Source organism: Clostridium paridis (genome assembly GCF_016765615.1).
In the GTDB taxonomy this organism is placed as follows: domain Bacteria; phylum Bacillota; class Clostridia; order Clostridiales; family Clostridiaceae; genus Clostridium_T; species Clostridium_T paridis.
In genome coordinates this window covers 40,895-54,092 of the sequence record NZ_JAESWA010000020.1, presented here as the reverse complement: position 1 = coordinate 54,092, position 13,198 = coordinate 40,895, and the positions used below count along the sequence as shown (strand labels likewise).

The window sequence follows — 13,198 nt, the reverse complement described above, 5'->3', positions numbered from 1 at the left end:
TTCTTAGTTATTTTTTTAACAAATGTTAATAGACCGGTTTGTTTATTTTTGGCTTAAAAATTTAGTTTAAATTCTTTAATTTAAACTACTTACTTCTTTTACGCGCTGGGCAAAGCTTAAGACAATTAAAACAATAGTATTGTGTTATAAAGGCATTCGCTTGATAATAAGGAAAAAATTCCATTGCCATAGCTTGTCTCTTTTCTTTGTCTGCCTCTATATATTTATCTAGAAATGATAAATAAGCTATAAATGAATATGGTTGAGATGACTTCATACATTTAAAAATATCAGTTTTTCCTTCCTCATCTAAAGCTTTAGTTGGGCAATTCTTCACACATATTCCACAATTATTACAAAAGTTTTCTTCTATTTTTTCATCTCATTCTAATTCTAAATTTGTAACTATAGCTGTAAAGGTAACTCTAGTACCAAACTCCGGATGAATCACAAGGTTATGCCTTCCAAAGTTCCCTAAACCTGCTGCTACTGCTGCATGTCTAAGAGATACTGCCGAAGTCCCTCCCCTTGGAAAGGATTCTGGAATAGATACAAGCTTTGCATTAAACTCATCCTCTAAGTAATGACATATTTTATATGCATCAGCTCTCATTACATCTTTTTTATCCAGTCTTCCATTCATTGCTAACTGTGGATCCAAGCTTTCGCAAGTGGACAATTCTCTATAAGCCATTACTATCATGGATTTTGCTTTAGGAAAAAAGGATTCAATTTGGGGCGTATTGGGACTTACATAATCAGCTACAGCTGCAAACCCTACATCATCAACTCCTAGGCTTTTAATATAATTTCTTATTGCTTCCTTCATATATTCACCTCTTTATAATTAATGTATATATTAATTAAATCTTTTTGCATTCTTTTTAAAACATCTACCTCTTTGCTTATTCTGTAATATACTAAATATCCTTCATAAATGGCGAAAGCTTTATGCGCAATTTCTTCAGAGGTATCAGAGGAAATACCTGAGGATTCAAATATATCTTTAAAAACACCAATTAACCTTTTTATTGACTTATTATAATATTCGGAGATATCTGGTTCTGAAAAAGCTATCTCTAGCCCTAATACTGCAAAAGGACATCCATAATGCTTATTTTGCTCAGCACCACTTATCATTTGTTGTATTAGCTGTGTTATAAATTCATCCCACTTCTTTCCTTTAGAAGTTTCTATAATCCATTCATTTATTTTTTTATCAAAATAATAAGAAACTTCTATAGCCAAATTCTTTTTGCTAGAAAAGTGAAAGTAAAATGACCCCTTAGGTAATTCAGCCAGGGCTAAGATATCATTAATCCCTGTTGCATTATATCCATTTTTCATAAAAAGCTCAGCTGCGCATTCAACTAATTTATTCTTAGATTGCTCACCTTTTGTGTTTTTAGCCATACCTTCTCCTCCTTGTTAAATTATTATCTAGCTAAATATTAGACCAGTCTGTCTATTTTGTCAATAAGAAATTGTTTAGATTTCTTATCCAAGTAGCATTCTCTTGTTCTACTTATCAAAAAGTCCACCGCCATTTTTATTGCTTCTACCATTTCTCTTTTGACCTATTGATTTATGAGCCCTATTGCTACTATTTTTCTCTAACCCTTTTTTCTTTTTTTCTTCTATTAATTTCTTCATCATTTCCATATTGTTATTATTCATAATATAAACTCCAATTCATATTTCTTAAACTTTTTATATACCTAAGTTATTTTAACATCAACCTTCTAAGTTTAAAATAGTAAATTTTTATATTCTTTAACTTTATATAAAGCCTCTTAAATTTATCTTCAATTATTTATTCTTTATTAAAATAACTCCATAAATACAAACTTTTCCCACAGTAAAATGAGTTGTTTTTTGTCGAAATAAATTGAATATTGTTAAAACTCATGGTAGTATTATCTTAATAAACGTTCGTTTAGAAAGGATGTGTTACACCCTTGGATAAAATACTACAAGTAGCCAAAGTACTTTTCTGTGAACGAGGCTTTGACGGCACTTCCGTCAGAGACATTACCAATTCTTTAAATATAACTCCTGGTGCTTTGTATGCTCACTTTAAATCAAAACAAGAGCTTTTCTTTTCACTCTTATTTACTGTATGGGATGATTTTATTAAATCTATTCATGAGACTATTAATGATAATAGTCACAGATCTATACAAATGCAGCTTTATGGTATCTATGCTTTTTATGTGAATTTTGATAAGAATGATCACTATAATTCAACCCTTTTATTACGCAACTTCATATTTCCTCCCTATAGTCTAAATGAAGAAGTTCGTGAATTTTCTATAGAGAAATATTCTATCGTTATTGAAAAAGTTAAACCTATATTCATAGATGGTATTAAACAAGGAGTACTTAAAAACTACGGTTTGAACAAGCATATTGATTTTTTCAATACTCTTATAAAATCTATTGCTATTGATATTATTGAGTCCAATGGAACTAAAGATTTAGAGTACTTTGATAAATATTGGAATACTTATTGGAAAGAAATATCTGAAAACTATTAAACTAGGAGGCATATCATGAAATTATTAAAAAACTCAAAAATCTCGTACAAGCTTATATTAAGTTTCATCCTAGTATCATTATTCATTGTTGGAGTCGGATTAATTGGAATGCAAAATATGAAGAAAATCTCCAATAACGCTACCTCTATGTATGAAGATAGTTTACAATCCTTAGATGCATTAAATACTATTAAAGGGAATTCACTACAGCTTCAAACCCAGTTCTATCTTTTAGTTTATTCCAAGGATAGTAGTAAACTTGCTGAGACAAAAGATCTTATGGATAGGTTGAAGACTCAAAACAACACCTTACTAGATAAGTTTGGCAAGCTCAATTTAGATTCAAATGAAAAGAAATTATTAAATGATTATAATAATACACTTGCTCAATATAGAGATGCACGTGACAAAGTAGTTAAACTTGTTGAAGGTGGTAAATATGATGAAGCAGTTCCTGCGTTAACTGAATCTGCAAAAATAAGAGCCTCTATGTCAGATACTCTTGACAAGCTTATTCAGTACAATGTATCTCAAGCTTCTGATGCTAATACATCTAACATAAATGTTTCTAATAAATCAAATGTCCTAATTGTAGTTTCAACAATCGTAGGTTTTTTATTTGCTTTAGTATGTGGAATATCAGTATCTACCAATATATCAAAAAGATTGAAAAAGGTAGAGTCTTTTGCTCATGCTTTAGGTGATGGAGATCTTTCTAAATCAATTGAAATTACATCAAATGACGAAATTGGAAGTCTTGCTAATTCCTTAAATAACGCTGTTCAAAATACAAAATACTTAATTTCCGAGCTTTCATCAAGTGCTCAAAATATAAGTTCATCAAGTGAAGAATTATCGGCTACAATGCAAGAATTATCTTCCAAAATGCTTACAGTAAATGAATCTACTATGGATATCGCAAAGGGAGCTCAAGACCTTAGTGCCACAACTGAAGAAATAAATGCTTCTTCTGAGCAGATTGGAGATACTACATATTCTTTAGCTGATAAGGCTAAGGAAGCTCTTAATTCTGTCAAAGCTATTGAAATAAGGGCACTAAATATTAAGGAAAAAGCATCAAAGGCTATTACTGAAGGAAATGAAATTTATAAGAAACAAGAAACAGATATTAATAATGCTATTAAAGAAAGTAAAGTAGTTAATGAAATAAAAGAGTTAGCCTCATCAATAGGTGATATTGCTGAGCAAACTAACCTACTTGCCTTAAATGCTGCTATTGAAGCGGCTAGAGCTGGAGAAACTGGAAAAGGCTTTGCTGTAGTTGCAGATGAAGTACGAAAACTAGCTGAAGAATCCGCAGAATCTGTAAAGAATATTCAGGAAATGGTTACGAAAATAGATATAGCTGTAAATAACCTATCTAGTAGTGGACAAAGCATGCTTCAATTTATGACAGATTATGTTCAACCAACCTATGAATTACTTATGGACACTGGAAAACAATATGAGTTGGATGCTGAATTTATAGCTAGTATTTCAGAACAAATTGCATCTGGTAGCAAGTCAATGTCTGAAACTATCGAGCAAGTTACATCTGCTATAGAAACTGTTGCTGCTACAGCTGAGGAATCTGCCGCTGGCTCAGATGAAATAATGAACAGCATTAGTGAAACTACCTTCGCAATTGAAGAAGTATCTAAAGCAGCTCAATCTCAAGCAATGCTAGCTGAAAACTTAAATAAAATGACATCTAGATTTAAATTATAATAATAATAATCCCCATGATAGAAATCATGGGGATTATTATTATATCTTATACTTGTCCAAATCTTCATTGAATTGATATGTAAGCTTCTTAAATTCTTTTATGCTCTCTGTAAGTTTAGATATATCATCTGTATATATCTGAACACTTGCACTTACTTCTTCTGATGCTGCTGTATTTTCTTCCGCTATAGAAACTAGAGATTCTATCTTATCATAAACTTTAGTCATTGCTTTTGTTTCTTCTTCTAATCTATTTGATGTTTCTATCATTTTGTTAGCAACTGCATTTATTGTGTCATTTGCACTGCTACTATATGTAACAGCTGTATTCAACTTTTCATTTTCCTGTTTCAAAATATCAAATTGTTTTGCAATGTCACCAACTATATCATCTACTTCACCTATAAACTCACTTAATCCTCCAGTAATATTATTTACTGCTTCTTGGGATTGTTCTGCAAGCTTTCTTACCTCATCAGCTACAACTGCAAATCCCTTACCTGATTCCCCTGCTCTTGCTGCCTCAATTGATGCATTTAACGCAAGTAAATTGGTTTGTTCTGCAATTGAGGATACTAATGAAACTATTTGAGTAATTCCACGAGCTCTATTTTGAAGCTCTAAACTATTACTTTTAACACTTCCAAATCCCTCAAGAACATTATTTAACTTATCAGAAGTATTTCTGGTATTTTCATAACTATCCTTAATTTTTACAACTGCTTTTTCAAGTTCACCTTTATTTTCATGTTCCTTTGCAGTTACAGATACAATAGATTTTACACTATCCCTTAGCATAGATACAGATGCTTCAATTTCTGCAGTTTGTAGTATGGCTGCATTAGCCACCTGCTCTACAACTCCACCTATCTCACCAGAAGTATTTCCCATCTTATTCGCTATACTACCTACCTCTGAGCTAAAGGTATTGATTTCATCTGTTACACCCTTAAATCCCACAAAGTCTTTTGTAACTATGTCCTTGTATTCTCTTATTGAATTATATAATTCTTCGTAGAAATCCCCTGTTTCAATCTGTAAGTCATCAACATAATTATTATCCTTAAGTTTATTTAGACCTTCTATTATAGAGCCCATTGGTTTATGTAATAGATTATTTGCAATAAGTGTTCCAATAAATCCACTTATTATAGAACTATATATAAGTAAATCTTTATTAGTAAAATAAACTGCAAGATTTATTATTGCTACAATTACTGTAGTAAGTAAAGAAACCTTTACGCCGATATTTCTTATAAATCCTAAAGATATAAACTTATTAAGTCCATATTTTTTCTTTGTATATATGTCTTTTTCAAATGTTAACTTTAACTTCAAATTATCTTCTGTCCTGGATATCTCGTCGACAATTAATTTCTCATTAAAATGATTACTAGCCCCTTCCAGCATTCCTTGAAAATAATCAAACATACCTCTCTTAGAAGAGTATTCAAAAATAGCTTGTCTCTTTGATATTGGTTTAAGATCCAATAGCGGCGGCTTTGCCCCTGGTATCCTTTTAACAACTATTACATGCACATCATACATTGATTTTAAAAAAGTATATAAATTTTCATGTTTAAAAAAAGCTGGATAATCACCAGTAAAACTTTTTACATTATCTATGCCTATTGTTCTCCATAAATTTGATATTGTAAGATTATTAGCTTTTGCTATTTCTTGTATTATTTTATTAATGTTTCTATCGTCAACATCCTCTAATGGTGAAAAAACTTTATCTCTTGAAAACCCAGCTAGCTCTAATGCTCTATCCACACATTCGTCATTATAAAGCCTTCTACATGTTTTCATCCATGTTCTCACTACTGTCCCTTTCATAATTATACCTCCACAATCAACCTTTTAATAAATTCTATTACATATCAACAACTTTCAAGAAATAATCCATTTTATTATTTCTTAATAATTACTATTAGTTTATACTATTTTTAAGCTAATTGCAAAGTAATTTATAAATTACTCTTATTAACAAAGAACTATACTTACATTGTAGAATATAGGTAAGTATAGTTCTCATATTTAGTGCTTATTTTTATTTTTTCCTTTATTTTTATTCTGCTTTTTATATATTTCTTTATTATTGTTTTCTTTATTGAAATTACTATCGTCAACTTTAGTCTGATCACTATTATTAATAACATTATCTTCTTTTATAGGCTGGCTATCCTCAGGTTTAGGTAAGGTATCTATACTACTATCTTTACTTGGTTTACTTACATTATTTTTGTCTTCTGCTTTAGTGTTATTAGTAAAAAGAGAGTATACTACAAATAAAGCTGCTATTGATAATACTAAAAACCCGAGTATATTCTTACTTAACCTAGGTTTATTTGTTGATTTGTTATAATTATCTTTTGAACTAAATAATATTGATGTTTTCTCAAATGCACTGTCACGTAAATAACTGTTAATATCCTTTCTTAATTCATCAACAGTTTTGTATCTGTCAGCAATATCAAATTCCAAACATTTTTTTATGATTCTTTGAAGTTCAAGATTAACTCTTGTATAGTTATCATCCTTAAACAATTCAGAGGTTCTTGATACTTCCTTTGTAGTAAAAAGAAAATACATTATAGCACCCATTCCATAGATATCAGTTTGAATACAAGACTGTCCAAATCCGTATTGTTCAGGTGCAGCATACCCCGTTGTTCCTATAACCACGGTATCACTGTTTTTATTGTATTTATACTCTTTCGTGGTTCCAAAATCAATTAATAGTACTTTCTCATCTTTTGTAATCATAATATTTGTTGGCTTCAAATCTCTATATATAATAGGAGGATTGAAACTATGTAAATATCCTATTATATCACATAATTCAAGTATTATATGGCAAGCCTCTTCGTTTTCAACCATTCCTTTATCAGTTAAGTATTCTTTTAGTGTCCATCCATCTATATAGTCTTCAACCATGTATAGATTTCCATCGGTAGAAAACGTATCTGTGACTCTCGGAATTCCAGAATGTTTTAATCTATTTAATATATTAACTTCTGATACTGCATCTATTTCAAATTCATTATCCTCTTTCATTTCTTTTATTGCATAAAATTCCCCAGAATTAATATCTTTACATAAATATACTGTCCCCATACCTCCATTCCCTAGATGTTTTACTATTTCATATTTTCTATTTAAAACTTCTCCACAATTAAGCATTTTTCACACCCTAATATCTATAATTTATACTCTTAAATAATTCGAAAAAATATAAATATTTTTTAAGGTAAAAATTAAAATATAGTACCTTAGTTATTTGTGTTTGTGTATTATTTTATAATTTTTCTACATACTAACTACAATTAATATATATATGAAACTTAGGAGAAATAATGAATTATATAATATTTGATTTAGAATTTAACCAAGGATATAAATATGCTAGAAAAAATGATTCACCAATTAATCCTAGCTGCCCTTTTGAAATCATTCAAATTGGTGCAGTTAAATTAAATAGTGAATTTAACATTATTTCATCTTATAATAGGTTAGTCAAACCTCAGATATATAAAAATCTTCATTCTTTTATTAAGGAGATGACCAACTTAACAATTGAAGATCTTAATAATTCAAAAAACTTTAGTGAGGTATATTTAGAATTCGTTGACTTTATAGGAAAGGATGAAAATATACTTTGCGTATGGGGAACTGCAGATATTAGAGAATTGTTTAGAAATATATACTTTTTTCATTTAGATGATTCTTTAATAACTAAAGAATATATAGATATCCAGCATTATGCTTCTAAATACTTTAACTGTCCAAAAGGAACTAATATTGGCTTAAATAATGCTATTACATTATTAGATATACCTATTATTAATCAATTTCATGATGCTTATAATGATGCTTGCTATACTGTCCAAGTCTTTACTAACATATATACTGAGAATATTGTTTCAAAAAAATATAGTAAGAATACTAATGTAAAAAGAAAAAACTCAAAGAGCAAAATTGATACTTATCATTTAATAGAACAATTTGAAAAGATGTACAATAGAAAAATGACAAAAGAAGAAAAGGGAATTATAAAATTGGCTTATCTTATGGGGAAAACTAATCAATTTCAAATTAAAAATTAAAGCTCGCATTTAATTTTTAATTTACCATTATAATTCCAAATTCCTCTGCAATATTTTTATAAAAGTTTAGATCCCCTAGCTTTTCACAAAAAATAGGAAAGGCTAAATTATAATTTCCCCAGATTGTAACTGGGATTTTAGTAAAATGAATTGTACAAAAATGTAATTCTCTTGTTGATAGTTTTGTTATAAAGGGAATTAATTCTTTTGAATCTATCTTAAAGTAAATTTCGTCGCCTTTAATGTTTTTAACATGATTGATAAGAGTTATTTGATCATTATAATCTAGTGAATTTAACATAATAATTATTCCTTCTGGGTTAACATCTTTTAAATATAGATCAACCACAACTGGAGCTTCTTTATTTATGTCATAGAGTTTCTCCATAAATTTAATAAATCTATCTTCATATTTTAAATTAAAATTTTCAAAAGTCTCTCTCTCACCTAAGTCATGATTAATTTCTAAAATTCCATTTATATAATCATTCATACCTTGCATTATATTTTTAACTCTAATTTTACATACTTGTTTAAATTCTTCTTCTTTCATTGGAATTAATAAAGGTTTCATCCTCATACCTCCCAGCAGTTTTATAATTTACTAAGATACCTATCCCTATCCCTTTTGGGAAATGTCTTTACTACTTCAATGTAGGATTCTTTTATCATCACTTTTATCATTTCTTCATTTACATCATCATTTAAGCTAACAGTATTCCAATACTTCTTATTCAGATGATATCCAGGTTTTACCCCATTAAACATTTCTCTATATTCTATGGCTGCAAAAGGATTGCACTTTAATGAAATTGAATCATCGCCCCCAAATAATACAAACATCTTATTATTCACCTTAATTACTAATGTCTCTGGGCCAAAAGGGTAGTCTTCTGCTGAATAAGGAAATGCCAAACAATAATCTTTAATATTCATATTTTCCTCCAAAAATATTTTTATTACTTATATTCTATAAAAAATAAATCAAAGGTTTTATTACCTTTGATTCTAAGCTAAACATTTACTGTATATCTGAAAATTCCATATTAATAATATCGATGCTAGGTTCATAGATAAAGGTTTTCTCTATATTATTATCCTTTATAGCTCTTAGTTTAATTATGAACTCACTCCCTACATTTAATTCACTATTAACTTCTATACTGCCATTATGCATTTCTACATAAGACTTTACAAGTGCTAAACCTATTCCTGTACCTTCATTATTCCTTCTAAAAGTTTTATCTACTTGTCCAAATCTTTCAAATATTAAATCCATCTTTTCTGAAGGAATTCCAACTCCTGTGTCCTTAATAGAAATATCAACATATTCATCCTTATCTGAAACTTGTACAAATATTGTATCTCCACTTTTTGAAAATTTAATTGCATTAGACAATAAGTTTAGCAGAATCGCTTCTATTTTCTCCACATCACAGGATACATATTTTTCTTCTATATCTGTATCAAAAATAATACTTAATCCTCTATTTTCTACATATGCCACTATGGAGGATATTATTTCCTCCACAATAACAACGATATTGTGATTATGCAAATTTAATTTAATTGCTCCTTTATCTACCTTTGTCAATTCTAAAAGATTGTTAACTAATCGAGTAAGCCTATAACAATTTTGTTTTATTGATTCTAGATACTGTTGCTTTTTAACTATTATAGGATAATTCTGTCTCTCATACAGACTTAATACTTGAGAAGCAGATGATATTACATTAATTGGAGTTTTAAATTCATGCGAAATATTTGAAAATATTTCAATCATTGTGTTATTTAATTCTTTAGATTCTTGCAATAACTTTTCATTTTCTTTAACAGCCTTTTGTAGAGATTCAGCTTTCTCTTTGTATGTTATATCTCTATAAATACTTAATACAGTTGGCTTTCCCTCATAAAAGAAATAAGTTGAGCTGCCTTCAACTTTTAATTTATCTCCATTAGACTTTGATAGTACTATTCCTTTAAACTTAATTTCATTTGTTTTTCTCTCCATTAAGGATTTAATACCTTCTTTTACTCTATTAATATCTGACTTATGAAATAAATCCAAAAAACTTTTCCCCTGTAATTCTTCATAAGAATCTATTCCAAATAGCTCCATAGCTCTCCTATTTGCAAATATTAGTTTGAAATTTCTATGAATAAATATTATATTCTTAGAATTTTCAATCAAATTATTATAGCAAAAATCATTATTTATAAGTAATTCTTCTATGTACTTTCTTTTATTGTTATATTCCTTTATTTCTTGGGATAAAGACTGCAATTCATCATCTCTAATTGCTAATTTTTCTTCCTCGATTTTTACATAATAGCCTAATACTAATGCAGTTACTATAAATGTAGTAATTATAATTAAGTCATTTTCTAGATATGTATTAATTACCAAATGAGAACCATACTTCAAATCTATGCCTAATATTATAATAGAGGCTAAACTTGCCATCTCAAATCCAGGTATAATTCCTGATTGAATTGTAGTCGTGATTATTATAAATAAAAATAATAGTTTATATTGAACCACATTATCGTTGGAAATTATCAAAATTGATGTAAATATTGATAAAAAGATTATCCATTCTAAATGTCTTACTATCATTAAGACAAGTTTATTGTTACTTTTAAAATTCATAATCATCCACATTATATAAACCATTATAAATATAGATGCTATTATAATCATCACTGGTATAAAACTACTTTTATCTCTCAAAGCATCTACTTTAACTGAAAACTTGGTGAAAACTACAGCAGCTGAAGCAAATAACGCTAGAGTTTTTACTATTAATAATATATCTTCTACTTTTTTGCTTTTCTCACTGTACTGATTTCCCATAACTTCCCCTTATATCTTTAAAAATGTCTTAATCTTTCATTCTTAAGCTTATACATTTTTTCTTTTCAAATAAAACAACTTATATATTGCAAAATTTATTAGTATATATATAAGTGTCGATGGTATCATATAAAACTGCGTTATAAGCTCTTTTTTGTCTGGCGTTATTCTGAATACTCCTAATATTGCAAAATTTATAAATTCTGAAGTAATTATTATGAATAAACATACTAAAAGACCAGATATAGCCTTCCTAACTTCTATTTTATTAATTGATATTAATACGATTAAATAAATACTCATCATGATTATTGTATGTACCCCAAAACTTATTGGAAGCTTAGGCACAACAAGTCCTATTGGACCCATAATTGCAGTTGAAATAAGTATCTTTTTCTTATCAAAAATTTTATTAGCTATCATATATATTGTTATAGCCATTAGAAACATTTCTGGTATGCACGTTACTACTAGTTCGATTAAATAATTTCTTATCATTTGTGATATTCCTCTTTCTTTTATATGTTTTACCTTAAAGTACACTATTATTTTGTTATAAAGGTAGATTTTTGTCAATAAATACATATTAATAATATACAAAAAACTACCAAAGTTTTTGATAAACTTTAGTAGTTTTTAGCCATTAATCTTGTAATAAATCTATAGCTCCTAGTACTATGTGTGCTAATCCAAAGCCTATAATCGCAGTTTCTACCATTGGCAATACATCTCTTCTTTTCATACCATGGTGTTGCTTTATATCAATACAACGTGCAGCTATAGCTCCAGCTGTTACAGCAGTTCCTAGTGCTGTAGGTATTAATCCTTCTCTTACTCCAGAATGATGTCTACTATAATTCATAAATATCCCTCCTTATTTTTTCATTATATAGTTTATCCATTTTTTTATTTTATTCTCTGTAACATCTATCCTTCATTTCCAATTGCATCAAAGCATGATATAATAGATATATACTATCTGTTAATAATTATTATCTATTGTTTAAATAATATATACAAGCTTAAAATTGGGGGTATATCATGAAAGAAGTAAAAAATTTAACTTATGAAACAAAAGAAATACTAGAAATAGTACAAAAGGAAGAGATCACTGCCTATCATATTTATAAAAATATTGCTAAAAAAATTAAGTCTGAAAGTAATAAAAAAATACTTGAAAACATAGCTAACGATGAAAAAAAGCATAGCGCTATTTGGATGAAATATACACACAAAGATGCTTCTCCAAGTAAACTAAAAGTTTTTTGGTATACATTAGTAAGCAGAATACTAGGTTTTACTTTCGCTATTAAGCTTATGGAGAGAAGTGAAGAAATATCAGCAAAACATTATTCTATTATATCTAAAGAAATACCTGAAGCATTAAAAATTATTCAAGAAGAGGAACGTCATGAAGATGAGCTTATAGCTATGCTTGATGAAGAAAAGCTTAAATATGTGGGCTCTATTGTCCTTGGATTAAATGATGCATTAGTTGAAATAACAGGTACTTTAGCTGGATTAATATTAGCTATTCAAAATACAAAAATAATAGCATTACTAGGTTTAGTTACTGGTATATCCGCTACAATTTCTATGGCTTCATCTGATTACTTAGCTTCTAAATCTGAAGGACGAGATGATGCAGCAAAATCTGCTACCTATACAGGTATATCCTATATAATAACTGTACTCTTATTGGTTTTACCATTCTTAATCTTTAATGATTCTGAATATATTCTAGCAACTATTGTTATGATACTTACTACTCTTTTAATAATTACAGCCTTTAATTACTATATTTCCGTTGCGCAAGATGCCCCATTCAAAAGACGCTTTCTTGAAATGGCTTCTATAAGTATAGGTGTTTCTTTTATTGCATTTATCATAGGCGTAGCCATAAAACATTTCTTAGGCATTTCCATTTAAATAGATTAAGGTGACTAGATACTCTAGTCACCTTAATCTAT

The 13,198-nt window shown here is 28.6% G+C and carries 15 protein-coding genes; 4 read left to right on the top strand and 11 right to left on the bottom strand.

The window, feature by feature from the left end; all coding sequences use genetic code 11:
• Nucleotides 1-85 precede the first annotated feature (85 nt).
• The 4 genes from JK634_RS06750 to JK634_RS06735 all read right to left on the bottom strand — a co-directional run bounded on the left by JK634_RS06750 (nt 86) and on the right by JK634_RS06735 (nt 1,677).
• On the bottom strand, nt 86-373 hold the full coding sequence (locus JK634_RS06750) for a 4Fe-4S binding protein (protein WP_338031218.1): 288 nt from the start codon (nt 371-373) through the stop codon (nt 86-88).
• A 9-nt stretch (nt 374-382) separates the two neighbouring features.
• A complete protein-coding gene (locus JK634_RS06745; RefSeq protein WP_202766877.1) occupies nt 383-829 on the bottom strand; it encodes a hypothetical protein in 447 nt (148 codons plus the stop codon).
• On the bottom strand, nt 826-1,413 hold the full coding sequence (locus JK634_RS06740) for a TetR/AcrR family transcriptional regulator (RefSeq protein ID WP_202766876.1): 588 nt from the start codon (nt 1,411-1,413) through the stop codon (nt 826-828). The genes JK634_RS06745 and JK634_RS06740 overlap by 4 nt, the downstream gene beginning before the upstream one ends.
• 108 nt (nt 1,414-1,521) lie before the next feature.
• A complete protein-coding gene (locus JK634_RS06735) occupies nt 1,522-1,677 on the bottom strand; it encodes a hypothetical protein (RefSeq protein WP_202766875.1) in 156 nt (51 codons plus the stop codon).
• Nucleotides 1,678-1,958: 281 nt separating this feature from the next.
• Here JK634_RS06735 and JK634_RS06730 point away from each other — a divergent pair, with 281 nt between their 5' ends.
• Nucleotides 1,959-2,537 (top strand): TetR/AcrR family transcriptional regulator, encoded by a 579-nt coding sequence (locus JK634_RS06730; protein ID WP_202766874.1) that lies wholly within the window; start codon nt 1,959-1,961, stop codon nt 2,535-2,537.
• 15 nt (nt 2,538-2,552) lie between these two features.
• The gene (locus JK634_RS06725) at nt 2,553-4,265 is read left to right on the top strand and encodes a methyl-accepting chemotaxis protein (RefSeq protein WP_202766873.1); all 1,713 of its coding nucleotides are present in this window, start codon (nt 2,553-2,555) and stop codon (nt 4,263-4,265) included.
• Between the two features lie 39 nt (nt 4,266-4,304).
• Here the strand turns inward: JK634_RS06725 and JK634_RS06720 are convergent, their stop codons facing one another.
• Nucleotides 4,305-6,104: a methyl-accepting chemotaxis protein gene (locus tag JK634_RS06720; protein WP_202766872.1), complete on the bottom strand. Its 1,800-nt coding sequence runs from the start codon at nt 6,102-6,104 to the stop codon at nt 4,305-4,307.
• Nucleotides 6,105-6,305: 201 nt separating this feature from the next.
• Nucleotides 6,306-7,451, bottom strand: a complete 1,146-nt coding sequence (locus tag JK634_RS06715) for a serine/threonine-protein kinase (RefSeq protein WP_202766871.1) — start codon at nt 7,449-7,451, stop codon at nt 6,306-6,308.
• A gap of 173 nt (nt 7,452-7,624) precedes the next feature.
• Between JK634_RS06715 and JK634_RS06710 the strand changes: the two genes are divergently transcribed.
• The gene (locus JK634_RS06710; RefSeq protein WP_202766870.1) at nt 7,625-8,374 is read left to right on the top strand and encodes a 3'-5' exonuclease; all 750 of its coding nucleotides are present in this window, start codon (nt 7,625-7,627) and stop codon (nt 8,372-8,374) included.
• A gap of 16 nt (nt 8,375-8,390) precedes the next feature.
• Here JK634_RS06710 and JK634_RS06705 read toward each other — a convergent pair whose 3' ends face one another.
• The 5 genes from JK634_RS06705 to JK634_RS06685 all read right to left on the bottom strand — a co-directional run bounded on the left by JK634_RS06705 (nt 8,391) and on the right by JK634_RS06685 (nt 12,090).
• Nucleotides 8,391-8,948, bottom strand: coding sequence for a hypothetical protein (locus tag JK634_RS06705; RefSeq protein ID WP_202766869.1), 558 nt, complete (start codon nt 8,946-8,948; stop codon nt 8,391-8,393).
• Between the two features lie 20 nt (nt 8,949-8,968).
• Complete coding sequence (locus tag JK634_RS06700; RefSeq protein ID WP_202766868.1) at nt 8,969-9,310, bottom strand: MmcQ/YjbR family DNA-binding protein; 342 nt, start codon at nt 9,308-9,310, stop codon at nt 8,969-8,971.
• Between the two features lie 85 nt (nt 9,311-9,395).
• Complete coding sequence (locus JK634_RS06695; protein WP_202766867.1) at nt 9,396-11,228, bottom strand: sensor histidine kinase; 1,833 nt, start codon at nt 11,226-11,228, stop codon at nt 9,396-9,398.
• Nucleotides 11,229-11,276: 48 nt separating this feature from the next.
• Complete coding sequence (locus JK634_RS06690) at nt 11,277-11,726, bottom strand: hypothetical protein (RefSeq protein ID WP_202766866.1); 450 nt, start codon at nt 11,724-11,726, stop codon at nt 11,277-11,279.
• A 145-nt stretch (nt 11,727-11,871) separates the two neighbouring features.
• Nucleotides 11,872-12,090 carry an asparagine synthase gene (locus tag JK634_RS06685; RefSeq protein WP_202766865.1) on the bottom strand — a complete coding sequence of 73 codons (219 nt, stop codon included), beginning with the start codon at nt 12,088-12,090 and terminating at the stop codon, nt 11,872-11,874.
• 179 nt (nt 12,091-12,269) lie between these two features.
• On the opposite strand from JK634_RS06685, the gene JK634_RS06680 reads away from it, so the two are divergent.
• Nucleotides 12,270-13,157, top strand: coding sequence for a VIT1/CCC1 transporter family protein (locus tag JK634_RS06680; protein ID WP_202766864.1), 888 nt, complete (start codon nt 12,270-12,272; stop codon nt 13,155-13,157).
• Nucleotides 13,158-13,198 lie beyond the last annotated feature (41 nt).